The organism is Pseudomonas sp. NFACC16-2 (assembly GCF_900119205.1).
GTDB lineage: Bacteria > Pseudomonadota > Gammaproteobacteria > Pseudomonadales > Pseudomonadaceae > Aquipseudomonas > Aquipseudomonas fluorescens_Q.
Window position 1 is genome coordinate 628,683 of the sequence record NZ_FPIX01000001.1, and the last position, 25,285, is coordinate 653,967.

At 63.1% G+C, this 25,285-nt stretch carries 17 protein-coding genes and 2 pseudogenes; 10 read left to right on the forward strand and 9 right to left on the reverse strand.

Going from position 1 to position 25,285, the window contains the following annotated elements; genetic code table 11:
- Positions 1-50 precede the first annotated feature (50 nt).
- Entirely contained in the window at positions 51-554 is a 504-nt protein-coding gene (locus BT116_RS02665) for a peptidylprolyl isomerase (RefSeq protein ID WP_042732373.1), read from the forward strand.
- Positions 551-1,306 (forward strand): UDP-2,3-diacylglucosamine diphosphatase, encoded by a 756-nt coding sequence (locus tag BT116_RS02670; protein WP_072339763.1) that lies wholly within the window; start codon positions 551-553, stop codon positions 1,304-1,306. The genes BT116_RS02665 and BT116_RS02670 overlap by 4 nt, the downstream gene beginning before the upstream one ends.
- 160 nt (positions 1,307-1,466) lie before the next feature.
- Here BT116_RS02670 and BT116_RS02675 read toward each other — a convergent pair whose 3' ends face one another.
- The 7 genes from BT116_RS02675 to BT116_RS02705 form a co-directional block, all read right to left on the reverse strand.
- Positions 1,467-2,996 carry a DHA2 family efflux MFS transporter permease subunit gene (locus BT116_RS02675; RefSeq protein ID WP_072339765.1) on the reverse strand — a complete coding sequence of 510 codons (1,530 nt, stop codon included), beginning with the start codon at positions 2,994-2,996 and terminating at the stop codon, positions 1,467-1,469.
- A gap of 229 nt (positions 2,997-3,225) precedes the next feature.
- Positions 3,226-4,422, reverse strand: a complete 1,197-nt coding sequence (locus BT116_RS02680; protein WP_072339768.1) for an HlyD/EmrA/EmrK family protein — start codon at positions 4,420-4,422, stop codon at positions 3,226-3,228.
- A gap of 15 nt (positions 4,423-4,437) precedes the next feature.
- Positions 4,438-5,907 carry an efflux transporter outer membrane subunit gene (locus tag BT116_RS02685; protein ID WP_072339770.1) on the reverse strand — a complete coding sequence of 490 codons (1,470 nt, stop codon included), beginning with the start codon at positions 5,905-5,907 and terminating at the stop codon, positions 4,438-4,440.
- A complete protein-coding gene (locus tag BT116_RS02690) occupies positions 5,904-6,377 on the reverse strand; it encodes a MarR family winged helix-turn-helix transcriptional regulator (RefSeq protein WP_058546840.1) in 474 nt (157 codons plus the stop codon). The genes BT116_RS02685 and BT116_RS02690 overlap by 4 nt, the downstream gene beginning before the upstream one ends.
- Before the next feature lie 235 nt (positions 6,378-6,612).
- A complete protein-coding gene (locus BT116_RS02695; RefSeq protein WP_072339772.1) occupies positions 6,613-10,299 on the reverse strand; it encodes a translocation/assembly module TamB domain-containing protein in 3,687 nt (1,228 codons plus the stop codon).
- Positions 10,296-12,023, reverse strand: coding sequence for an autotransporter assembly complex protein TamA (locus BT116_RS02700; RefSeq protein WP_072339774.1), 1,728 nt, complete (start codon positions 12,021-12,023; stop codon positions 10,296-10,298). The genes BT116_RS02695 and BT116_RS02700 overlap by 4 nt, the downstream gene beginning before the upstream one ends.
- A gap of 65 nt (positions 12,024-12,088) precedes the next feature.
- Complete coding sequence (locus tag BT116_RS02705; RefSeq protein ID WP_003203682.1) at positions 12,089-12,739, reverse strand: GNAT family N-acetyltransferase; 651 nt, start codon at positions 12,737-12,739, stop codon at positions 12,089-12,091.
- Positions 12,740-12,916: 177 nt separating this feature from the next.
- On the opposite strand from BT116_RS02705, the gene xthA reads away from it, so the two are divergent.
- The 3 genes and pseudogenes from xthA to BT116_RS31340 all read left to right on the forward strand — a co-directional run.
- Complete coding sequence (xthA, locus tag BT116_RS02710; RefSeq protein ID WP_003203684.1) at positions 12,917-13,729, forward strand: exodeoxyribonuclease III; 813 nt, start codon at positions 12,917-12,919, stop codon at positions 13,727-13,729.
- Positions 13,730-13,921: 192 nt separating this feature from the next.
- Positions 13,922-15,246: pseudogene (locus BT116_RS02715) on the forward strand (substrate-binding domain-containing protein).
- Between the two features lie 439 nt (positions 15,247-15,685).
- Positions 15,686-15,853: pseudogene (locus tag BT116_RS31340) on the forward strand (DUF6124 family protein); the annotation flags it as partial.
- Positions 15,854-15,979: 126 nt separating this feature from the next.
- On the opposite strand, the gene BT116_RS02725 reads toward BT116_RS31340, so the two are convergent.
- Together BT116_RS02725 and BT116_RS02730 are read right to left on the reverse strand one after the other, a co-directional pair.
- Complete coding sequence (locus BT116_RS02725) at positions 15,980-17,218, reverse strand: M20/M25/M40 family metallo-hydrolase (protein ID WP_072339776.1); 1,239 nt, start codon at positions 17,216-17,218, stop codon at positions 15,980-15,982.
- Between the two features lie 85 nt (positions 17,219-17,303).
- Positions 17,304-18,389 carry a diguanylate cyclase gene (locus BT116_RS02730; RefSeq protein ID WP_072339778.1) on the reverse strand — a complete coding sequence of 362 codons (1,086 nt, stop codon included), beginning with the start codon at positions 18,387-18,389 and terminating at the stop codon, positions 17,304-17,306.
- A 296-nt stretch (positions 18,390-18,685) separates the two neighbouring features.
- Here BT116_RS02730 and BT116_RS02735 point away from each other — a divergent pair, with 296 nt between their 5' ends.
- From BT116_RS02735 to BT116_RS02755, 5 genes are all read left to right on the forward strand, one after another.
- A complete protein-coding gene (locus BT116_RS02735; protein WP_072339780.1) occupies positions 18,686-19,615 on the forward strand; it encodes an alpha/beta fold hydrolase in 930 nt (309 codons plus the stop codon).
- Positions 19,616-19,678: 63 nt separating this feature from the next.
- Complete coding sequence (glcD, locus tag BT116_RS02740) at positions 19,679-21,178, forward strand: glycolate oxidase subunit GlcD (protein WP_072339782.1); 1,500 nt, start codon at positions 19,679-19,681, stop codon at positions 21,176-21,178.
- A complete protein-coding gene (glcE, locus tag BT116_RS02745; protein ID WP_072339784.1) occupies positions 21,178-22,236 on the forward strand; it encodes a glycolate oxidase subunit GlcE in 1,059 nt (352 codons plus the stop codon). The genes glcD and glcE overlap by 1 nt, the downstream gene beginning before the upstream one ends.
- A 162-nt stretch (positions 22,237-22,398) precedes the next feature.
- A complete protein-coding gene (glcF, locus tag BT116_RS02750; RefSeq protein WP_072339786.1) occupies positions 22,399-23,619 on the forward strand; it encodes a glycolate oxidase subunit GlcF in 1,221 nt (406 codons plus the stop codon).
- 88 nt (positions 23,620-23,707) lie between these two features.
- Positions 23,708-25,084 (forward strand): 2-oxoadipate dioxygenase/decarboxylase HglS, encoded by a 1,377-nt coding sequence (locus BT116_RS02755; RefSeq protein WP_072339788.1) that lies wholly within the window; start codon positions 23,708-23,710, stop codon positions 25,082-25,084.
- Positions 25,085-25,285 lie beyond the last annotated feature (201 nt).

The following is a 25,285-nucleotide window of genomic DNA, read 5'->3' on the forward strand; positions in this document are numbered from 1 at the left end:
GCGGGCAGTGAAGCCCCGAAACCCACGAATTCCTTGAAAGAGTACCGACCATGAGCAAAGTCAAACTGACCACCAACCACGGTGACATCGTTCTGCAACTGAACAAAGAAAAGGCGCCGCTGACCGTCGCCAACTTCATCGAGTATGTCCAGGCCGGTCACTACACCAACACCGTCTTCCACCGCGTCATCGGCAACTTCATGATCCAGGGCGGCGGTTTCGAGCCGGGCATGAAGGAAAAGAAAGACAAGCGCCCAAGCATCCAGAACGAAGCCGACAACGGCCTGCCGAACAAGAAGTACAGCATTGCCATGGCCCGCACCATGGAGCCGCATTCGGCCTCCGCGCAGTTCTTCATCAACGTGGCTGACAACAGCTTCCTGAACCACAGCGCCAAGACCGTACAGGGCTGGGGCTATGCCGTGTTCGGTGAAGTGATCGAAGGCACCGACGTGGTCGACAGCATCAAGGGCGTTTCCACCACGTCCAAGGCTGGCCACCAGGACGTCCCGGCAGAAGACGTGATCATCGAGAAAGCCGAGATCATTGAGTGATACTGCTGATTTCAGATTTGCATCTGGAAGAGGAGCGCCCGGACATCACCCGGGCGTTTCTGGATTTACTCGCCACCCGCGCCCGCTCGGCGCAAGCGTTGTACATCCTGGGCGACTTTTTCGAAGCCTGGATCGGCGACGATGCCATGACGCCGTTCCAGCGTTCCATCTGCCAGGCCCTGCGCGAATTGAGCGACAGTGGCACGGCCATCTTCCTGATGCACGGCAATCGCGACTTCATGCTGGGGCAGGCCTTTTGCAAAGCGGCCGGCTGCACCCTGCTCAAGGACCCGAGTGTCGTGCAGTTCAATGGCGAGGCGGTGCTGCTGATGCACGGCGACAGCCTCTGCACCCGCGACGAAGGCTACATGAAGCTGCGGCGCTGGCTGCGCAACCCACTCACGCTGTTCGTCCTGCGGCACCTGCCCCTGGGCAGTCGCCAGAAACTGGCGCGCAAACTGCGCAGCGAAAGCCGCACGCAGACACGCATGAAAGCCAATGACATCGTCGACGTCACGCCCGAAGAGATCCCGCGGATCATGCAGCAATACGGCGTGAAGACCTTGATCCACGGCCACACCCACCGCCCCGCCATCCACAAGCTGCAACTGGGCGAACACGCCGCCCGGCGCATCGTGCTGGGGGATTGGGACAAGCAAGGCTGGGCGTTGCAGGTGGATGAACAAGGGTTTGCGTTGGCGCCGTTTGGGTTCGCCCCGCCGCCGCTGCTGCCTGCGCCTCACCCAACCTGAATCCCCCCTGTGGTGAGGGAGCTTGCTCCCGCTGGGCTGCGCAGCAGCCCCTTTTTTGTATGAGTGCTTCGCACTCAAGCGGGAGCAAGCTCCCTCGCCACAGGGATTCGGGTGAATTTCAAGTGAACAGCATGCCCATACACTGCACTTCACTTCGTGATCAGTGACCCGCCGAAGCCGGCCCAGCCTTCGCCGCAAACGGCGGCTTTGCCAGCCACACCAGCACGATCAAGCCCATGAAGGCCCAGCCCAACAGCGTGAAGTAATCCACGGTGGAGAGCATGTACGCCTGGCTGGTAAGGACCTGGTCAAGCCGGGCATAGGCCGGTGTGCTCGCGCCGCCAAGCTGGTTGAGGGCCTCGCGGGTGGCCGGCTCGAAGGTGCTGATGCTTTCGCTCAGGTAGGCATGGTGCAGGTCGGCCCGGCGGATCCAGATCCAGGTGGTCAGGGACGCGGCAAAGCTGCCGCCCAAGGTCCGCAAGAACGTCGCCAGGCCCGCACCGTCGGCGATCTGGTGCGGCGGCAGGTCCGACATCAGGATGCTCAAGGTCGGCATGAAAAACAGCGCCACACCGATGCCCATGAACAATTGCACCAAGGCAATGTGCTGGAAATCCACCTCGTTGGTGAACCCGGCGCGCATGAAGCAGCTCAGGCCGATGGCCAGGAACGCCAGCCCGGCCAATACGCGCAGGTCGAACCGGTGGGCGTACTTGCCGACGAAGGGCGACATCAGCACCGGCAGGATGCCGATGGGGGCCACCGCCAGCCCGGCCCAGGTGGCGGTGTAGCCCATCTGGGTCTGCAACCACTGCGGCAGGATCAGGTTGATGCCGAAGAACCCGGCGTAGCCCCCCACCAGCACAATGGTGCCGATGCGAAAGTTGCGATAGGCGAACAGGCGGAGATTGACCACCGGGTGGCGGTCGGTCATTTCCCAGATCACGAACACCGCCAGGGCAATGATCGAAATCAGCGCACCGATGATGATGAAGTTCGATTCGAACCAGTCCAGGTCATTGCCTTTGTCGAGAATCACCTGGAGCGCGCCGACGCCGATGATTAACGTGATCAACCCCACGTAATCCATCGGTTGATGGCTGGTGACCACCGGCCGCGCCTTGAGCTGCTGTTGCACCACGAGCGCGGCGAAGACGCCGATGGGCACGTTGATGAAGAAGATCCACGGCCAGCTGTAGCTGTCGGTGATCCAGCCGCCGAGGATCGGCCCGGCAATCGGCGCCACCACCGTGACCATCGCCAGCAACGCCAGGGCCATGCCGCGCCTGGCCGGTGGGTAGACGGCAATCAGCAGGGTCTGGGTCATCGGGTACAACGGCCCGGCCACCAGCCCCTGAAGTACGCGAAAGCCAATCAGCTCCGGCATCGAGGTGGAAATACCACACAAGAACGACGCGAGCACGAACAGCATCGTCGCCCACAAAAACAGCTTCACCTCGCCAAACCGCCGGCTCAGCCAGCCAGTAAGCGGCAAGGCAATGGCGTTGCTCACCGCGAACGAGGTGATCACCCAGGTGCCCTGCTCCGAGCTGACGCCCAGGTTGCCGGAAATAGTCGGCAAGGCGACGTTGGCAATGGTGGTGTCGAGCACTTGCATGAACGTCGCCAGCGACAGCCCGATGGTGCTGAGCAACAGGCTGGGCGGCGTGAAAGACGCGTTATTGCTCATTGCGAAATCCTATGAAGCGAAGGTGGCGAAATCGCGGGCAAGCCAGAGAGGACCGGACTCAGCCCTGCATGAACCAGGAACACGGTTAACCCCTGTGGCGAGGGGATTTATCCCCGCTGGGCTGCGAATCGGCCCTGTCTGATAGAAGCGTTAACCCTGACACTCCGAGCCGCAGGTTTAGGGGCTGCTTCGCAGCCCGACGGGGATAAATCCCCTCGCCACAGGTTCGTCAGCGCTGCGCGGTCTTGCTCGCAGCCGCACTGTTGTCGTGGATCAGGCGCGCGATCATCGCGTCGGCGTCGGTCAGCTGCTGATCGTAGACCTGGGTACTGAACGAGGCTTTCTGCGGTGGCTGCTGGGCCAGTACCGGGCCGCTCTGGTCGTGCAGGTCGACGTTGACCAGGGTCGACAGGCCAATGCGCAGCGGATGCTTGGCCAGTTCCTGGGCATTGATGTGAATGCGCACCGGCACCCGCTGGACGATCTTGATCCAGTTACCGGTGGCGTTCTGCGCCGGTAGCAAGGCAAACGCGCTGCCGGTCCCGGCGCCAAGGCTGTCGATGGTGCCGCTGTACTTCACATCGCTGCCGTACAGGTCGGCTTCGATCTCCACCGGTTGGCCGATGCGCATGTCGCGCAGTTGGGTTTCCTTGAAGTTGGCGTCGATCCACAGCTGATCCAGCGGGATCACCGCCATCAACGCCGTGCCCGGCTGCACCCGTTGGCCGAGTTGCACGGTGCGCTTGGCGACATAGCCGGTGACGGGTGCGATCAAAGTACTGCGGGCGTTGGCCAGGAAGGCCTGGCGCAACTGCGCGGCGGCGGACTGCACGTCGGGATGGGACGACACCACGGTATCGTCCACCAAGGCGCTGGTGGTCTTGAGCTGTTGCCGGGCATTGGCCAAGGCGTTCTGCGCCGAGGTCAGGTCATCCCGGGCGTGAGACAGTTCCTCCTTGGAAATCGCCCCGCCGGCCGCCAGGTTCTTGCGTCGGCTGTAGTTTTCCTGGGCCTTCTGCACTTCGGCCTCTTGCGCATTGACCTGCGCGCGCATGCCATCGACGTTGCTGTACAAGCCACGCACCTGGCGCACGGTCCGCGCCAGGTTGGCCTGGGCACTTTGCAGCCCGACTTCGGCGTCGTTCGGGTCGAACTGCACCAGCACCTGGCCCTCACGCACCAGGTCGCCGTCGTCGGCCCCGATGCTCACCACGGTGCCGGTGACCAGCGGCGTGATTTCCACCACGTTGCCGTTCACATAGGCATCGTCAGTGCTTTCGCTCCAGCGACCATACAGTTCGTGCCAGGCCCAGACGCCCAGGCCCGAAAGAATGACCAGCAGCGTCAGTGTCAGCAGCATGACCTTGCGCTTGCGTGGATTGCCATCTTGCGCATGTTCGGATTGAGTCGTTTCGGCAGTCGCCATGACAAGTACCTCGAATCAGTTATTTGGCGTGGTAGCGGCCGGGGTGGCCGCCGCCAGGGTCTGGGCCTCGAAACCGCCGCCCAGGGCCTGCATCAGTTGGATCGACAAATCGATCTGCTCGGCATTCAGGTTCGCCAGTTGGCGCTGGGCCTGGAGCAATTGCTGCTCGATGCTCAGCACGTCCAGGTAATTCCCGATGCCCGAGCCGTAGCGCTGGACCACCGTGTCGTAGGAGCTCTGTGCGATATCGGTGGCATGTTGCTGGGCGCCGATCTGGCGAGCGATGTCACGCAATTGGTTGATGGTGTCGCTGACATCCCCAAGGGCCGTGACCAGGCTCTTGTTGTATTGCGCCACCGCCAGGTCGTAATCGGCGTCCCGGGCATCCAGGTCCGCCCGCAAGCGGCCGCCATCGAAGATCGGCAGCGACACCGTCGGCGCCACATTGAAGAAGCGGCTGGCCGAGCCGAACATCGCATCGCCCAGCAACGACCGGGTTCCGGCGGCTGCGCTCAAGTTGAGATTGGGGTAGAAATTGGTCTTGCCGGCCTCGATGTTCTTACTCGCCGCCTCGACCCGCCAGCGTGCCGCGACCAGGTCCGGACGACGCCCCAGCAACTCGGCCGGCAGGTTCGACGGCAAGGCGACCGCGCTGGCTTGCAGCACGTTGGGCCGGGGGATTTCATTGCCGCGGTCCGGACCTTTGCCCAGCAACACCGCCAGGGCGATCTTGGCGCTTTGCAGGCGTTTCTCTGCGTCGATCAGGGTGGCGTCGGCGCTGGCCTCCAGGCTTTCGGTCTGTTGGAACTGATATTCGCTGTCGATCCCGGCAGTGAGGCGGCGCTTGCCCAGGTCGAGCATCTGCCGGGTGCGCTTGAGGTCTTCGGAGGCCAGGTCATAAATAATGTGGGCCTGGCCCAGGTCGCTGTAGGCCCGGGCCACGTCGGCGGCCAGGGTCAGTTGCGCGGCCTGGCGATCGATCTCGGCGGCGCGGGCCTGGCCGAGGGCGGCTTCCCAGGCGGCACGCTGGCCACCCCAGAGGTCGAAGGTGTAATTGAAGTCCACGCCTAACGTGCGCAGGGTACTGTACGCCCCGCCCTGCCCTTGCGGGTCCTGGTCACGGGACAGGCGCGAACGGCTGGCGCCGCCGCTGGCATCGAGGGTCGGCAGGCGCGCCGCGTTGGCAGCATAGGCCGCGGCACTGGCCTGATGCACCCGGGCGCTGGCGATCTGCATATCCGGGCTATCGCGCAGGGCTTCACGGATCAGGCCGTCGAGTTGCGGGTCGCCGAGGCTCTTCCACCAATCGCTTTTCGGCCACGCTGCCTGCGACAGCGTGACGCCATTCAGGGACTGCCCGGCCTTGAGGCTCTGGGCCTCCAAGCTGACGCCTTCGGTCTTCAGGCCCCTGTAGCTGGCACAACCCGCCAGGCTCATGGCCAAGACCACCAGGCTTAATCGGGTACGCAAGGTTTTACACTTCATTTTTCCCCCATTCGCGACACGGTGATGGGGTCACCGGCGGCGAGCAGAATTTTCTTGAGGATCTGTTCGAGGGTTTGCAGCTCCTCGGGGCTGATGGCGCTGGCCAACTGGTTCATGGCCTCGGCACCGATAAACGGCAGGCGATCGGCAAGGGCCTGGCCGGCTTCGGTCAGCACCAGGCGCACTTGCCGGCGGTCCTGGGCGGAGCGTTCACGGGCCAGGAAACCTTTCTGCTCCAGGCGATCGAGCATCCGCGTCATCGAGCCGCTGTCCAGGGACAGGTAGCGACACAGCTCGGCCGGCGTCTCGATGCCGTACTGGGCCATGATGATCAACACCTTGAACTGCGCGGCGGTGATGCCGACGGGTTCCATATGCGTGTCGATGATCCGGTCCTTGAGCAGCGCGGTACGGCCGAGCAGCATGCCGAGATGGCAATTGTGAAAGTTGTCTGGGGTGAAATGCTTCATCTGACCACCGTTTGCTGCCTAGGCAGTGAATGTATGTCGAGATATTACTGCTTAGGCAGCAAATGTCAATTAAATAGTTAGCTTGCTATGCACTGACAGCCAAAACGCAGATAAACCTGTGGGAAGACAAATGTGGGAGCAGCTTGCTCGCGATAGCGGTGTGTCAATCAACGAAGGGGTTGAATGTCATACCGCTATCGCGAGCAAGCTCGCTCCCACAGGGGTTGGGGAAAGGTTAGAAATCGCGCTTGTAGAAGATGTCCAGCGAGCTGGCGACGCCGCTTGCGGCTTCGAGGTAGACCTTCTTGCTGAGCTTGTAGCGCAGGGCGATGGTGTTGGCCGGTTCGAACACGCCAACGCCGTAGCGCAGGCTGAGTTTTTCCGACAGGTTGCCGCTGGCGACCACGCTGGTGGCATTGCCGCTGCCCTGGGTGTCGAGCTGGAAATCCTCGATCCCCAGGTTATTGGCCAGGCTGGTGGTCACGCCCGAGCTGCCCATCAACCCCAGGCCCAACGCCGCCTGGGCGAGCATATTGTTGTCCTCGCCGGTGGTGCTCAGTGGCCGGCCCAGCACCAAGTAGGACAATGCCTGCTCCTGGCTCATGGCCGGTTCCGAGAAGATTTGCGTGGTCGGTTGCTCGGCGCTGCCGCTCAAGCGGATGCCGGCGATCACGTCGTCGGTCTGGCGGATCGCTTCGATGTCCAGGTAGGGCTGGTCGATAGGCCCGGCGAACAACAACCTCGCCCGTCGCACCGTCAGCCGTTGCCCGTAGGCCCGATAACGACCGTCGCTGAGCCAGAGCTCGCCGCGGGTGTCCATGTTGTCGCCGATGTGGACCTGGCCCTGCACGTTGGCGGTCAGGCCGAATCCCGAGAACGCGAGTTTGTCCTGGCCGACGATCACGTCGATGTCCATCGCCATGGCCAGCGGTGCCTTGTCCTCTTCGATCTGGTGGCCGACGACCACCGTGTCATCCGACACCTTGACGGTGGACGGCGGCAGTTCGCGAATGGTGATCTCGCCTTTGGGCACCAGGACCTTACCGACAATGGCAAGCTGCTCACCGTGCAGGGTGATGTTGAGGTCGGGCGCCACGTCGAGCACCGCATAAGGCTCGACGGTGACCGGCAGTTGCGAGCCCTTGAGGGCCAGGTTCATGGTCAGGGCGTCGGCCCAGCCGATGTTGCCGTTCAGGCTGCCCTGCCCGCTCTTGCCACTTTTCCAATTGCCATTGAGCTGTACCGCTTCGCCGGTAATCGTTGCCCGCATCTGCAAGGCTTCGAGGCTGACCGGCAGTTCCGGGCCAGACACTTCGCCGTCGCTGAGCACCAGGTTGCCGTTGACCTGGGGCGCGAGCAAACCACCGGACAAGGTCCCGCTGCCGTTCAGGTGACCGGTGAGGGTTTCCACCATCGGCACGAATGGCCGGGCCACGGACAGGTCCAGGCCGGTCAGGCGGAACGAGCCGCTGATGGGTTTGCTGGCCGGCATGGGGTTGATTTGTGCCTGGAGCATCAGTTCGCCGAGCCTGGCGCCGGCGAAATTCAGGTCGGTGTCGATGCGCTTGGGGGTCAGGCGGCTGTTGAGCGTGAGGGTCTGGTACGGGAAGTCCAGCCATTGCGCCTTATCGCCCTCCTTGTCCCGGATCCGTAAAGTACCGCCGCTGGCGTCCACCAGGACCCGGCCGTTCGGGCCGCTGGCCGGCAGGTCCAATTGCAGATCCGCGTTGAGCCGGCCCTGCCAGGCAAAATCCTTGGGCATCCACTGGGCCAGGCTTTCGATGGGGAATTGCTTGAGGTGATAGCGCAGCTTAGGCTCCGGCATCAGCCGCTGGTCTTCACCGCACAGGCTGGCATCAAAGGAACGCCAGCAATGAGCGCCGACGTTGAGCGTGCCATCGGCCAGGCGCTCCAGTTTCGCCGGGGCTTGCAGCCGCCAGGCTTGGCCGCCGGCTTGCACGTCGCCGCTGGCCAGGCGCCCGCGCCAGTTGCCCTGGTCGAGCGCGCCATCGAGGGCCAGGGTCGTGTCGAGCTGCGGCCCTTGCAGGTCCAGGTTGAGCTTCTGCTGTTTGATATCGCCCTGGCCGCTGACCGTCAGCACGCCCAGTGACGTTTCGCCGACGCGGATGCCGCTGGCCTTGAGGTCGAGCTTGCCGCGCTGGGCGCTGTCGAGGGTCGCGTCCAGGTTCAGGCTTTGCAGGCGGTTGTCCTGGAAGGCCAGTTGCGTGCCTTGCAGGCCGAGCTTGCCTTGGGGGGCCTTGAGCGTGCCGGCCACGTCGACACGGCCAACGACTTGGCCGCGCAATTGCGGCCAGAGTTGAGCCAGGCGTGCGAGCTTGATGTCGATCTGGCCGGTCAGTTTCTCTTGCAGGCTGGCACTGCCGTTAATGCGGTTATCCCCCAGGCGAATGTCCAGCGCGCTGAGCATCCACTGCTCGCCAGCGCCGCTGGCCTTGGCCTGGAGCACCGCTGGCTGGCCACGCAGTTTGCCCTTGAGGTCCAGGTCCGCGTCGAGATCGAGGCGGTCGTTCTTCATCGTCCCTTTGCTGCGCAACGGCCCAGCCAGGGTCCCGGGCAGTTCGCCAAGCCAATACGCCGGGTTGATGGCCGACAGTTGCAGCGCTGTATCCCAGGCGATGTCATCGGCAAATTGCAGGCTCAGGTGCCCTTCGGCCTTGCCCTGCCCCGCCGCGAGCTTGAGCTGCGGCAAATGGATTTGCGTCAGGTCGCCGCTGAACGGGCTGCCCAGGCTGAATGCCCCGGCGGGTCCGTCCAGCGCGGCCTGGAAGTTGCCCAGGTATTGGCCATCGGTGTAAGAGACTTCGCCATCAAAGCTGCGCAGCGTCACCTGTGGCTCATCGATCAGCGGATAAAGGCGATGCCAGGGGAAATCCAGCCAGGCAACCTTCGCTTCGGCGCGCAGACCTTCGCGCCAGTCCAGTTGGCCGCTGAGTTTCAGGCTTTGCTGAGCACCGGCATCCAGATCCAGGCCGGCGATCTGCGCGCCATTGGCGTCCACCGTGCCTTGCAGCAACAACGCCACCGACCCTTTTTCGGCGGGCAGCGTCGCTTTGCCGAGCAGTTGATAGCCGTTTTTCAGATCGCCTTCGCCGGTCAATTCCAGCTGATTGAGCAACAACGTGTCCGGCAGATCGGCACTGGCCTTGAAGCCGTCGGCGCTGATGCGCACCTTGGCGGGCAGGTTGTCCGCCAGCGGTTGCAGTTCACCGCTCAATTGGCCTTGCAGGTAACCGCGGCTGTCGGCCTTGAGGTTGAGGGTCTTGAGCAGGTTGCCGTCGACTTTCAGGTCCAGCGCCCAGGGCGTGCTGCCCGGCGCCGGCAAGGTCAACCGGCCCTCGGCGCGCAACGGCCAGTCGCCGCCCGGTTTCAGCAGGCCGGAGAGTTTCAGGCTCAGTTCATCGCGCTGTAATTGCACCGAATCGATCTGCATGCCCTCGGCGGTCCAATGGGCAACCAATTGCAGCCCCTTGAGCTGCTCGCTGCCGTTGAACGACAGGCTGCCGACCTGCACATCGCCCAGTTCGATGGCGAGCGGCAAGTCCAGGTCCGGCAAGCTGATCGGGCCGCTACCCGGTTCATCGGCAGAGGCAGGCAATTGCAAGGCGACCTGGTCGGCCTTGAGCTGTTCGATGCACAGGGTCATGCGCGCCAGGCACAGCGGCGACCAGGCGAATATCAGCCGATCCACCTCCACCCGACTGGCGTCCTGCTGCCACAGCACGAGATCGGCGCTCCACTGCCCGCCCAGCCGGCCCTGGAAGTTCTCCACGGTCAGCCCTGGCACCAGGCCAAGGGCCCAACGGCTGCCGAATGCCGTGCCCAGCACCACGCTCAAGGCCAGCACGACCGCCACCAGCACCCCGGCGAGCGCCAGCAGCGTTATCTTCAAACCACGCGTCACAGCTCAGGCCCCATGGAAAAATGCAAGCGGATGCCGCCGTCGTCGTCCATCGCATGGGCCAGGTCGAGGCGGATCGGACCCACCGGCGAAACCCAGCGCACGCCGACACCCACGCCGGTCTTGAGGCTCGGCAGTTCCAGGCTGTTGAAAGAGTTGCCTTGGTCGATGAACGTCGCCACTCGCCATTTTTCCGCGATGGAATATTGATACTCAAGGCTGCCGGCGACCATGTAGCGACCACCGATACGGTCGCCTTCGGAATTTTCCGGCGACAGGCTCTGGTAGTCATAACCCCGCACGCTCTGGTCGCCACCGGCAAAAAAACGCAGGGACGGCGGGATGGATTTGTAGCCATTGGTGGCGCTGCCGCCGATCTGCGCCCGCGCCAGCAAGCGATGCTTGTCGAACACCGTGGTCAGGCCCTTGACCATGGCGGTGCCGTATAAAAGATTGTTGTCCGAGCCGAGCCCTTCCTTGGCGACCTTGGTGTCGAACTGCAAGCGGTAACCGTTGTGTGGATCGATGCGGTTGTCGCTGCGCAGGTAGGAATAGCTGAGGCCCGGCATCAGCAATGTGCTCAGGCCCGCATCGTCGCCGAGGCGATATTCCTCGCGCTGCCACTTGAGCGATACCACCCGCTGCCAGCCGCTGGGCAACTTGCTGTGCCATTCCGGGCCCACGGTGAGCAGTTTGCTGAGGCTGTCGGTGCCGGCCAGTTCTTCATATTGATAACCACCGGCGTAACGTATCTTGTCAGTCAGCGGCGGATCCAGCGGCACGTCGTACCACAAGCCGACGTTCTGCCGGGGCGCCGACACTTCCGCTTCCCAGCCATAACTGTGGCCCTGGGGGTTGACCCAGTGGCGCGTCCAGTTGGCTTTGACCCGTGGGCCGACATCGGTGGAAAACCCCAGGCCCAGGCCCATGGTGCGCGGCTTGCGCGTATCAAGCTTGACCGCCACCGGGATCACGTTGTCGGTGGCCGCCGTCGGTGCGGCATCCACCCGGACGCCTTCGAAATAACCGCTCGATTGCAGGGCCTGGTTGAGCTCTGCAATGAGTTCGGAGTCGTACGCCGTGCCGGCCTTGAACGGCACCATGCGCTGCAGCAGGTCTTCGTCGAACGGCGTGTCGCCCTCAAAACTCACCGGGCCCAAGGCATAGCGCGGGCCGCTGTCGTAAATCAGTTCGATGTCGGCGATGCCCGCCTGGGGGTCAACCAACAGCTTCTGCCGAGTGAAGCGCCCACTGAAAAAACCATAACGCGAGGCCTGGTTCTGGATGATTCGCTTGGCGTCTTCGTAGCGACCATGGTTGAGCACCGCGCCGGGCTTGAGGGCGGCGTTGCTGGGTACGCGAAAGGCTTTGAGCGATGCCGCCGGCCCGTCAATGCGCACGGTGACGTTGCGCAAATGCACAGGCTCGCCGGGGTCGATGGTCAGCACCAGGCGTGGGTCCTTGCCGCCCTTGACCTCGCTGTCGATCTGCGGCTGGTAGTAGCCCAGCGCCTGGGCGGCCTTGCGCGCCTGCTCCTCGGCACCACGGCTGAAGCGCAGCAAGGCCTCCTCATCACGATCACCCACACCGCCGATGTAACCTTCTACGTTGGCCTTGAGTTCATCGTCGGACGGCTTGACCCGTACTTCCAATTCACTGTTTGCCAGCGCCACGCAGCTGAGGGACAGCAAGAGCGCGCCACTGGTCATTCTTCCTGGGAGGTTCATGGCGCGGATGCTATCACGAGCGTAGGTGCTTGATAGAGCCGGACATTTCGCAAAAGTTCGGCCGACTATGCCGTTGCGCTTTGCAGAACCTGAGGGTTGGCGTGGAAGAACACATGCTCGCGGATCGGTCCTACCGCCACTTCGCCGATTTCCTCATAACCCTGGCGTTTATAAAACTCAAGGTAACGTGGGTTGCCGGTGTCCAGCACCACACCCTGGGAATGCTCGTCCACCGCACACCAGTTATGCACCGCCTCGAGCAACTGTTCACCGAAATGCTTGCCCTGGAACTGTGGGTGCACGCCCAGCAGAGGCAATACATGGACCGCATCCGACGGCAGGCAGGCCAGCACCGCCGCGTGGTATTCCAGGTAGCGCCGGGTGCAACGAAAACCAGTGCTCAAGACCATGCGCAGGCGCCAGGCCCAGCTTTCGGTGATGCCCAGGCGCCGCTGCGGCGGAGCGATCAGGGCGATGCCGATCAGGCGGTCGTTGACCAGCAAGCCGATGGCCGGCAAATCCTGGAGAAAATGCTGCTTGACCAGCTCGCGCACCGTGGCCCGTACCCGCTGTTCATAACCGGGACGCTCGGATTCGAACAGGTAGCTGAAGGTCGGCTCGTGGCGATAAGCCTGATACAGCAACGAACGGGCTTCACGGGAATAACCACTGTCGAGCATATGGATGTCGGCGATGGCGGTTGCAGTTTCGGGCATGGCGTTGGATCTCCTGGGGCGAGGCTCGGTGAGGCCCTGCTCTTATTGAGTACGAACCCGATAGGGTCGTGATCGTTCCTACACGCAAAAGACATTAGCAGCGCATTTGTCCTACTGCCACGCTGGCTCCCTTCCCACATGTCAGCTAGCATCGCAGTTTTGCCAGGACAGCCGACCATGAAGATCGTCTCCTTCAACATCAACGGGCTGCGCGCCCGTCCCCATCAGTTGGCGGCGCTGATCGAGAAGCACCAGCCGGACGTGATCGGGCTGCAGGAAACCAAGGTCCACGACGAACAATTTCCCCTGGCCGAGGTGCAGGCCCTGGGCTACCACGTGCATTACCACGGGCAAAAGGGCCACTACGGCGTCGCCCTGCTCTCCCGCCAGGCGCCACTGAGCCTGTACAAGGGCTTCGAGGGCGACGACGAGGACGCCCAGCGACGCTTCATCTGGGGCACCTTCGCCGATGCCAACGGCGTGCCGGTGACCATCATGAACGGTTATTTCCCACAAGGTGAAAGCCGCGACCACCCGACCAAATTCCCGGCCAAGGAACGTTTCTACAGCGATTTGCAGCAACTGCTGGAAAGCCGCTTCAGCAACGATCAGCCGGTGGTGGTGATGGGTGACGTGAACATCTCCCCGGAAGACTGCGACATCGGCATCGGCCCGGACAACATGAAGCGCTGGCTGAAAACCGGCAAATGCAGCTTCCTGCCGGAAGAACGCGAATGGATGGCGCGCCTGAAGAACTGGGGCCTGGTGGACAGCTTCCGCCACCTGAACCCGGACGTCACCGACCGCTTCAGCTGGTTCGACTACCGCAGCCGCGGTTTCGAGGACGAGCCCAAGCGCGGCCTGCGCATCGACCTGATCCTCACCTCCCACGGCCTGCTGCCACGGGTCAAGGATGCCGGCGTGGACTACGAACTGCGGGGCATGGAAAAACCGTCGGACCATGCGCCGATCTGGTTGCAGTTGAGCTGATCGAGTCCCCTGTGGGAGCGAGCTTGCTCGCGATAGCGGTCCAGCCGTCACATTGGTCTTGAATGTGCCGCCGTCATCGCGAGCAAGCTCGCTCCCACATTGTATTTGGGTACTCCGTCGCCCCCCTGTCACCTTTCAGTAACCTGACTGACTTAATCTTCCGGCACTTCCTCAGGTTCAGAAGGTGCCGGCATGCGGCTGTGTGTTGTGGTTTTCATGGGCCTCTGGCTGCCGTTCTTGGCATGGGCCGGCCATTTGCCCATTCCCGAACAGGGCCCAGCCTTGCGCCTCCAAGGCTCCAATACCATCGGCGCGGCGCTGGGGCCGGCTTTGGTCTGGAAGATCAGGGCCTGCTCAAGGTCAGCAGCGAAATCACCGGGCGCGACAACGAGCAGCGCATCGTCGGCCTGAGCGCCGATGGCCGACGGGTGGAAGTCGACATCGCGGCCCATGGTTCGAGCACCGGTTTCGCCGCCCTCAAGCAGGCCAGCGCCGACCTGGCGGCCTCTTCCCGGCCGATCAAGGACAGCGAGCGGAAGGAATTATCGTCCCTCGGCGATCTGAAAAGTCCAACGGCCGAGCAGGTCATCGCGATCGATGGACTGGCGATTATTCTTCATCCGCAAAACCCGTTGCGTCAGCTCGACACCGTGCAACTGGCACGAATATTCAGCGGCGAGGCAAAGATCTGGGAAGCGGTGGGCGGCGTTGGCGGGCCGATTCATCTGTATGCCCGGGATGAACAATCTGGCACCTACGATACCTTCAAGGAATTGGTGCTTGGCCGACACGGTAAGCGGCTGGATCCCACAGCGCGACGCTTCGAATCCAGCGAACAGTTGTCCGACGCCGTCAGCCAAGACCCGCAAGGCATCGGTTTCATCGGTTTGCCTTACGTACGCCAGGCCAAAGCCTTGGCGATTGCCGACGGTGATTCTCAACCGATGTTGCCGCTGAACCACCTGATCGCCACCGAGGACTACCCCTTGTCCCGCCGGCTGTTCTTCTATTTACCTCCCCGGGAAACCAACCCGTGGGCCACGGCACTGGTCGAGTTCACCCAAAGCGACAAAGGCCAGGCCATCGTCGCGGCCAACGGGTTCATCGCCCAAACCGTCCAGGCCATGGCCGTCACGCCGAATGCATTGATGCCCGAGGGTTACCAGGCCCTGAGCCGCCATGCCCAGCGCCTGACGGTGAATTTCCGCTTCGAAGAAGGCAGCGCCAGCCTCGACAACAAGGCCCACCAGGACCTGGGCCGGGTGCTCGATTACATCCAGAAACACGGCAAGACCGAGCGCCGCGTGACGCTGGTGGGTTTCGGCGACGCCAAGGACGACCCGGCGCGGGCGGATCTTCTGTCCAAACTGCGGGCCATGGCGGTACGACGTGAACTGGTCAAGTACGGCGTGACCTTGCGGGAAGTGCGCGGCTTCGGCGCGCTGATGCCGGTGGCGGCCAATAGTGAAGATGAAGGAAGGATCAGGAATCGGCGGGTGGAGGTTTGGGTTCACTAGGGTCCAAAGGCCGGACACCTCTCCCACGGCAAACTTCATTCCCGTGGCGAGGGAGCTTGCTCCCGCTGGGTGGCGAAGCCGCCCCAAAATGGACTGACGCGGTCTTTCAGGTGGACCGCATCACCGGTTTTACGACTGTTTCGCAGCCGAGCGGGAGCAAGCTCACTCGCCACAAGAGCCGTGTGTTTATCCCGCTGATTTCGATGTAGGACCAAGCTCCGTCGCCTTGCGCCATTACCTACAACTACGTCAGAATCCGCCGGCTTGTACGCCTTAGGGTCGGGCACAACGTCGAACCGCGCTAGCCGCCCCACCCCATTGATCGTTGCCACGCTCTGCGTGGGATGCATCCCGTGACGCTCTGCGTCACCTTCCAGAAGCGGAACGCGGAGCGTCCCTGGCGGCATTACCACGCAGGAGCGTGGGAACGATCGAAACCGAGGCTGATCCCGGCCAACTCTTCACTGTCATCAACGGTGTCGACACCGATTCCCTACTCGCCAACCTCAGCGAAACTCTGGCTTAGGCCAGCGCCACGCTCAGCGACCTGGCCTTCGACCTGGAAGGCTCAAGGCACCACATTGCTCTGGGCATCCACCAATTGATCATTCCCACGCTCTGTGTCACCTTCCAGAAGCGGAACGCGGAGCGTCCCTGGCGGCATTACCACGCGGAGCGTGGGAACGATCGAAGCGCGCTAGCCGCTGCAGCTCCTACAGGACGACATAGCGCTTTACCGCCCCGCCAACTCCATGATCATCCGCGACAACAAATAAATCCTTGGCACCACGCTCTCGACTTCGGCGTATTCCTCCGGCGTATGGATGTTGCCACCGACGATGCCAAAACCATCCAGCGTCGGCGTGCCGACCCCGGCCGACAGGCTGGCATCCGCCGCGCCGCCGCTGCCTTCTTCAGTCAGTTTGCGCCCCAGTTCGCCATAGATGCGTTGGGCCATGGCCATCAAACGATCCGACTCCGCTGTCTGCGGCATCGGTGGCAGGCCGCGCTTGAGGCTGGTGGTGACTTCGGTGTCGGCGATCAATTTGTCTTGCGACACGCGGGCCAGGTCTTTTTCGATGCGGTCGAACTCTTCCGGCACCGCCGCCCGCACATCCGCCTTGGCGCTCGCCTGGTCGGGGATCACGTTGGTCCGGTCACCAGCCTTGATCACCGTGAAGTTGATGGTGGTTTTCTTTTCCGCGTCGCCAAGCTTGCCCAGTTGCAGAATCTGGTGCGCGGCTTCCATCGCCGCATTGCGCCCCAGTTCCGGTGCGACACCGGCGTGGGACGCCTTGCCCTTGACCTCCACCAGCGCCGTGGCACTGCCCTTGCGCCACACCACCAAGCCATCGGCCGGACGACCCGGTTCCAGGTTGAGGGTCACGTCATGGGCCTTGGCGGTTTTCTTGATCAGGTCAGTGGCGGCATCCGAGCCGGTTTCTTCGCTGGCGTCGAGCAGGAAAGTAATCTGCGCGTAGTGCTTGAAGTCCAGGTTCTCGAGCACCTTCAAGGCGTAGATCCCGGCGACGATGCCGCCCTTGTCATCCATCACCCCCGGTCCATAGGCCCGGCCATCCTTGATGTGGAAGGGACGCTCGGCGGCCGAGCCTTCCTTGAACACCGTGTCCATATGGGCCATCAGCAGGATTTTTGCCTTGCCGGTGCCCTTGAGGGTCGCCAGGATGTGCTGGGTACCGTCCGAGTTAGGCACCTTTTCGATGGTGGCGCCCAACTTTGTCAACTCATCGATCGCAATATCACCGACCTGGGTCAACCCTGGTACATAGCCTGAGCCAGAGTCGATGTTCACCAACCGCTCGAGCAGTTTCAGGGCCTCGCCCTTGTACTGTTCGGCGTCGCTCAGGACTTGTTGATGGGGCTGTGCGAAAGCACCGGGGGCGAAGGCGCCGAGGGCCAGGCTCAGGCCAAGACTGACGGCCAGACGGGAGCGAAGAGCGGTCATCCTCATGATTTCATCCTTGTTCCGTATCGAAAGAGTGCCATAGGCACCCTACCCGACAATGGGTCAAGGCTCTAGACCGCAGGTGGCCACCTCAGGGAGACATGACCGATTCCTCCGACACCTGCCGATGCCGGAAACAAGTGACTCGGTCGCGCCCGCCGGTCTTGGCCTCGTAAAGCGCCTGGTCGGCATCATTGAGCCAATGGGTGGCATCGCCATAAGCCGGGTTGAAGGCCGCCAGGCCAATACTCAGGCTCACCTTCAGCGCCGGGTTCTGTTCATAGCTGAGCGTCGCGAAGCGCTCGCGCAACCCGTCCATGGCCTGCACGGCGTTGTGAAGCGTCAGGTCCGGCAGGATCACACAGAACTCGTCCCCGCCATAACGCCCGACCACATCGGCGGCGCGCAGGTTTTGCTTGAGCATCTTGCCAAGCTGGCGCAGCACGACGTCGCCGGCGACATGGCCATAGGTGTCATTGATGGCCTTGAAGTGATCGATGTCGATCAGCGCAATCGCGCCGCGCCCTGCCCCGTCATTCGGGTGACGCTGGCAGCGCTGGAACTCCTCGTTGAGGCGATCTTTCCAGGCGCCATGGTTAAGCAGGCCGGTCAGGCTGTCGGTGCGACTCAGGGCCAGCAATTCGCGCTTTTGCCGGCCCAGGGTGTAGGCCTGGCGATAGCAGAACCAACCCAGCGCCATCGGATACAGGCACAGCAACGGCAAACACGCATAGATCTGCGCCGGGCTGGTCATGGGCACGCTGGCAAGCGGGAAGATCAGCACGCCCACGACAATGCCGGCCACTTGGGCCAAGGCTCCAATGAGCAGGAAACGCAGGCCACCGATGGCGACATTGTTCATCGCCATCATCGCCAGCGTGACGGCCGCGGGCAGCGGGTTGAACTGCATTGCCGCGACCCAGAAGCCGCCAAGCACCGCATCGATCAATAAATTGAGGTGTTCGGCGTGGTAGGGCATCGAGCTACGCCGGGCCCACCAGTAGGACAAGTGTGGCCAGAGCAGGCCATTGAACAGCATGAAACCCCAGACCCACGACGCCGGTTCGAGAGGAAAGATGGCAGCACTCACCAGCAGCAACCCCAGCGTCAGGCCCAGAATGCGCGATATATAAAGCCTCCTGGCCAGCGTCCGTCCCTTTTTTCCCGTTTTTTGCATAGGAACCTCTGCACCGCGGGTTTCCCAAGTCATTGGGACGGGGGGTAGCTTGGAGTCTATCAGGGCAGCATCAAATAGCCACCACTGAATGAAGGGCTATTTATTCGCCTTCAAATGTCGGGCCCTGCCGCGGATTTTGGCTATACATGAGTCATCCGGCGGCTGTCATAGCAAGTAGCAAAGCAAATGCGCCATGTCATCGCGATGTCCTCGGGTTTCAGCTTCACTTAAGAGTATCTGACCCGTCGGCTCAGACTGGCCGATCACATTCTTTCCTGACCCATGGAGGGCAAAACATGTTGGTGTTGTGGGTAGTCCTTGCCGTGTTTATCGCCTGGAGCTGGTTGACGTATCCAGGCATCGGCCATGTGCTGTACGACATGGGCATGGCGCTGGAGGCACGTCTCTACCGGTTGCACAAGATCACCGTCCCCATCAGCGAGATGACCGTCTCGACCTGGCAAGGCGGGCCCTATGAAGCGTCCGGCAGCATCCTGATGCTGCATGGCTATAGCGCCGACAAGAATCTCTGGCTACGCTTCGCCCGGCATTTTGTCGGCGACTACCGGGTAGTGGTGCCCGACCTGGCCGGCCATGGCGAAACCGGCTTCAAGGCCGGCGGCGGCTATGACATCCCGACCCAGGCCCGGCGGGTCATCGAGTTGCTCGACGCCTGCGGCCTGGACAAGGTCCATGTGATCGGCAATTCCATGGGCGGTTACCTCGCCGCATGGCTGGCGGCCACGTCGCCCGAGCGCGTGCTCACCCTGGCGCTGATCGATCCGGCCGGTGTCACCGCCCCCCAGGCCAGCGACATGGAACGCCACCTGGCCGCCGGGCATAACCCGTTCCTCGTCGACTCGCGGGACGATTTCGCGCCGTTCTACGCAATGACCATGGCCTCCCCGCCCTGGGTGCCCAGCGTGGTGCTGGCGGCAATGGCCGAACGTTACGAACAGCGCCGCGATGAACTGGCGGAGATCTTCGTCGATTTTCGCGCCAGCCCACCGATGGAACCGCACCTGGCCGACATCCGCGCCCCTTCGCTGCTACTCTGGGGGCGCAAGGACCGTCTGATCGACGTCAGCAGCGTGCCGGTGTGGAGCAAGGGCATTGCCGATTTGCGGGTGGAAATCTGGGACGGTATCGGCCACATGCCCATGGTCGAGCGACCGGGGAAAACCGCGGCGCTGTATCGGGAATTTCTCAAGGGGTTGGGGCAGTGACGGCAATGTATAAAACAAAATGAAACCCCTGTGGGAGCGAGCCGACTCAGAGGTATCGACTTCATGAACATCCTCTACGACGAACACCTCGATGGCCCCTTGCCCAAGGTGGACAAACAGGCCCTGCGTCAAGCCTTGCAGGCACAGATTCCGGACCTGGACATCCTGCACCAGGAGGAAGACCTCAAGCCCTATGAATGCGATGGCTTGTCGGCCTACCGCACCACGCCCCTGCTGGTGGCATTGCCCAGGCGCGTCGAGCAGGTGCAGGCGCTGCTCAAGCTCTGCCATGGGCTGGATGTGCCCGTGGTCGCCAGGGGGGCCGGGACCGGTCTGTCCGGTGGCGCCCTGCCCCTGGAAAGCGGCGTATTGCTGGTGATGGCGCGGTTCAACCAGATCCTGCACATCGACCCCGACGCCCGCACCGCGCGGCTTCAGCCGGGTGTGCGCAACCTGGCGATTTCCCAGGCGGCGGCACCGTTCGGGCTGTATTACGCGCCGGACCCCTCGTCGCAAATCGCCTGTTCCATTGGTGGCAATGTCGCGGAAAATGCCGGCGGCGTGCACTGCCTCAAGTACGGCCTGACGGTGCACAACCTGCTGAAGCTGGAAATCCTCACCATCGAAGGCGAACGCCTGACCCTGGGCAGTGAAGCCCTGGACTCGCCGGGCCTGGACCTGCTGGCGCTGTTCACCGGCTCCGAAGGCTTGCTCGGGGTGATCACCGAAGTGACGGTCAAGCTGTTGCCCCGGCCCCAGGTCGCCAAGGTGCTGCTGGCCAGTTTCGATTCGGTGGACAAGGCCGGGCGAGCGGTGGCCGACATCATCGCCGCCGGCATCATTCCCGGTGGCCTGGAAATGATGGACAACCTGGCGATCCGCGCCGCCGAGGACTTCATCCACGCCGGCTATCCGGTGGACGCCGAAGCGATCCTGCTGTGCGAACTGGACGGGGTCGAGGCCGATGTCCATGACGACTGCGAACGGGTCCGTCAGGTGTTGGAGCAGGCCGGGGCCACCGAGGTGCGCCAGGCGCGGGACGAGGCCGAGCGGCTGCGGTTCTGGGCCGGGCGCAAGAACGCCTTCCCGGCGGTGGGTCGCCTGGCGCCGGATTATTACTGCATGGACGGCACCATCCCCCGACGCGCCTTGCCCGAGGTACTGCAGCGCATCGCCAGCCTCGGTGCCGAGCATGGCCTGCGCGTCGCCAACGTCTTTCACGCCGGCGACGGCAACATGCACCCGCTGATCCTGTTCGATGCCAACCAGCCCGGCGAACTGGAGCGCGCCGAAACCCTGGGCGGGAAAATCCTCGAACTGTGTGTCCAGGTGGGCGGCAGCATCACCGGCGAGCACGGTGTGGGCCGGGAAAAAATCAATCAGATGTGCACGCAATTCAACAGCGCAGAACTGAACCTGTTCCACGCGGTAAAAGCCGCGTTCGATCCCCAAGGCCTGCTCAACCCCGGCAAGAACATCCCCACCCTGCACCGCTGCGCCGAATTCGGTGCCATGCACATCCATGGCGGGCAACTGCCGTTTCCTGAACTGGAGCGTTTCTGATGAGCCGCGAAGCCGACCAGGACGCCAGCGACCTGCTGCTCGAACAGGTCAATCGCGCCCGGGCCAACGCCACGCCGCTGCGTATCCAGGGGTCGAACAGCAAGGCCTTCCTGGGGCGCGAAGTGGCTGGCGAAGTGCTGGACACCCGCGTGCATCGTGGCATCGTCCACTACGACCCCACCGAACTGGTCATCACGGCCCGGGCCGGCACCCCGCTGCGGGAACTGCTTGCCGCCCTCGACGCCGCCGGGCAACGGCTGCCCTGCGAACCGCCAGCCTTTGGCGATGACGCGACGGTCGGCGGCATGGTCGCCGCCGGGCTGTCGGGGCCGCGTCGTCCATGGGCCGGTTCGGTGCGCGACTTCGTCCTGGGCACGCGCCTGATCAGTGGCCACGGCACGCTGTTGCGTTTCGGCGGCGAGGTGATGAAAAACGTCGCCGGCTACGATCTGTCGCGCCTGTTGGCCGGCAGTTTCGGTTGCCTGGGGGTCATCACCGAAGTCTCCTTGAAGGTCTTGCCCAAACCCCGTCACAGCCTGAGTATCCGCCTGGAACTGGACAGCACCGAGGCCCTGGAAAAACTCGCCGAATGGGACCGTCAGCCTCTGCCCATCAGCGCCGCCAGCCATGACGGCGACTGTCTGCACCTGCGCCTGGAGGGTGGCGAAGGCTCGGTCAGCGCCGCTCATCAGCGTTTTGGTGGCGAGGTGATCGACGATCAATACTGGACGGCACTCAATGAACATCAGTTGGCGTTCTTCGATGAAGGCTTGCCGCTGTGGCGCCTGTCGTTGCCCAACCATACCGGGCCGCTCACCCTGCCGGGCGCGCAACTGATCGACTGGGCCGGCGCCCAACGCTGGTTGAAAACCGAGGCCGACACGGTGCAGGCCTTGGCCCATGAAGTCGGCGGCCATGCCACCTGCTATCGTCAGGGTGCCAGCGACACACCGTTCCAGCCACTGGCCCCGGCGCTGCTGCGCTATCACCGGCAACTCAAGGCCCAGCTCGATCCCCTGGGACTGTTCAACCCTGGTCGGATGTACCCGGAGCTTTAGTGCCCTGTGTCGCAAATGCGTTCCTTTTTTGACGAGTGGCTGTTGTCGTCAGGCAAGGCGCCGCGACGAGTCATAGCCCGCTATGGCGAGGAGCGGCAACGCAGCATGACGACAACAGACGCCGTCAAAAAGGAACAGCATTTGTGATACAGGACACTAACTATGCAGACTCGGTTCAGTGAGGAAAGCAAAAAACTGCCCCGCGCCGAAGAAGCCGAACGGATCCTGCGCAGTTGCGTGCATTGCGGCTTCTGCAACGCCACCTGCCCCACTTACCAATTGCTCGGCGATGAACTGGACGGCCCACGCGGACGCATCTACCTGATCAAGCAAGTGCTCGAAGGCCAGCCGGCGACAGCCAGCACCCAGCTGCACCTGGATCGCTGCCTGTCGTGTCGCAACTGCGAGACCACCTGCCCATCCGGCGTGGATTACCACAACCTGCTGGACATCGGCCGGGCGGTGGTCGATCACGCCGTACCGCGCCCCGCCGACCAACGTGCGCTGCGCCTGGGGTTGCGCAGCCTGGCCGCCAGCCCCGAGCGGTTCAAGGCCCTGCTGCGCCTTGGCGCGGTCTTCCGTCCGTTGCTGCCGGCGAACCTGACCGCCAAGTTGCCCCGCCCTTCCCCGTCTCGCGGCGAGCGCCCGCCTCTGCGACATCGGCGTACGGTGTTGATGCTCGAAGGTTGCGTGCAGCCGGGCCTGTCGCCCAACACCAATGCCTCGGCAGCGCGGGTACTGGATCGACTCGGCATCAGCGTGATCCCCTGTGCGCAGGCCGGCTGCTGCGGTGCGCTGGAGTATCACCTCGATGCTCAGGCTACAGGACTGGACCGCGCCCGACAGAACATCGACGCCTGGTGGCCGCACCTGGAAAACGGTGCTGAAGCCATCGTCCAGACCGCCAGCGGCTGCGGCGCCTTCATCAAGGACTACGGGCACCTGCTGGAGCACGACCCTGCCTATGCCGCCAAGGCCAAGCAGGTGAGTGAACGGGCACTGGACCTGGTGCAAGTGCTCGGCAACGAACCGCTGGAACAGATCTGCGCGGCCAGGAACCAGCGCATTGCCGTGCATTGCCCCTGCACCTTGCAGCACGCGCAGAAACTCGGCGGCAGCATCGAGGCGCTGCTGACGCGGCTGGGTTTCAACCTCACCGAGGTGCCAGACGGCCATTTGTGTTGCGGCTCGGCCGGCACCTATTCGCTGACCCAGCCCGCCCTGGCGCGGCAATTGCGCGACAACCGCCTCAATGCGCTGGAAAGTGGCCAGCCGGAGCTGATCGTCACCGCCAACGTCGGCTGCCAGAACCACCTCGACGGCGCCGGTCGCACGCCCGTGCGGCACTGGATCGAGCTGGTGGATCAGTCCCTGGCAGAATGAAGTCCTGAAGATTCTTCGTTTGCCGGGGCCGGCGAAGGCTGCGATCTTTCGTCCAACTTTCCCACAGCCCTCGCCAGGAATTCTTACGATGAGCTTCGTCAGCCCCGACCTGATCCGCCAACGCTTCTCTAGAGCGATGTCCGACATGTACCGCGACGAGGTGCCGCTGTATGGCGCCCTGATGAAGCTGGTGGAGCACACCAACGCCCAGGTGCTGGCCGAAGACCCGATCCTGGCCGCACACCTGCGCAGCACCGGCGAACTCGAACGCCTGGACCTGGAACGCCACGGCGCGATCCGCGTCGGCACCGCCGCCGAGCTGGCGACCCTGGGGCGTCTGTTCGCGGTCATGGGCATGCAGCCGGTGGGCTACTACGACCTCACGCCTGCCGGGGTGCCGGTGCATTCCACCGCCTTCCGCGCCGTGCACGAAAGCGCGTTGCAGGTCAGCCCGTTCCGGGTGTTTACCTCGCTACTGCGCCTGGAACTGATCGAGAACGCCGAGCTTCGGGCCTTTGCCGAATCGGTATTGGATAAACGGCAGATCTTCACCCCCAGGGCCCTTGAGCTCATCGAGCAGGCCGAATACCAGGGTGGCCTGAGCGAGTCCCAGGCTGAGGACTTCGTCCTACAAGCCCTGGAAACCTTTCGCTGGCACCACAGCGCCACGGTCACCGCCGAGCAGTACCGGCAACTGAGCGCCCAACATCGGTTGATCGCCGATGTGGTGGCCTTCAAGGGCCCACACATCAATCACCTGACACCGCGCACCCTGGACATCGACATCGTCCAGGCCCGGATGCCCGTGCACGGCATCACGCCCAAAGCGGTGATCGAAGGCCCGCCTCGCCGCCAATGCCCGATCCTGCTGCGCCAGACCAGCTTCAAGGCCCTCGATGAGCCGGTCAGCTTCACCGATCAATCACAATCCCAAGGCAGCCACAGCGCTCGCTTTGGCGAAATCGAGCAACGCGGCGCCGCGCTCACGCCCAAGGGTCGTGCACTCTACGATCGATTGCTCAACGCTGCGCGGGATGCGTTGGGGGATTTCCCCAACGAGGCCAACGCCGAACGCTACAACACGCTGATGAGCGAACACTTTGCCCAATTCCCCGACAACCACGATGAGCTGCGTCGAGAAGCACTGGCGTACTTCCGTTATTTCGTGACGCCCAAGGGCCTCGCCGCCAAGGGCAGCGTCGAGCGCACGGCCTCGCTGGAACGCCTGTTGGAGCAGCAATACCTGCGTGCCGAACCCTTGGTGTACGAAGACTTCCTGCCGGTCAGCGCCGCCGGCATTTTCCAGTCGAACCTTGGCGATGCTGCCCAGAGCCACTACGCCGGACAGTCCAATCGCCACGCCTTTGAAGCAGCGCTGGGGCGGGCGACCATCGATGAGTTGGAGCTGTACGCCCAGACACAACAGCGATCCATCGATGAGTGCAGGGCTGCATTGGGCGTGTAGGAATAAGCCGAAGGACAAAACGGCAAAAAACTGCCTGAGAGGCATGCACGCGGCGCGCCTTTCTTGGCCTGCCGACCCGGGCATCGCGGTGCCTGGTGGAACCGCGAGGCACTGCAATGGGCCGAGCAAGTCTTTGAGCGCTTTCTGGTCTGTTTGGAGGAAGGATCAGCCCGATACGAGATCAACCTATTGATATTTATA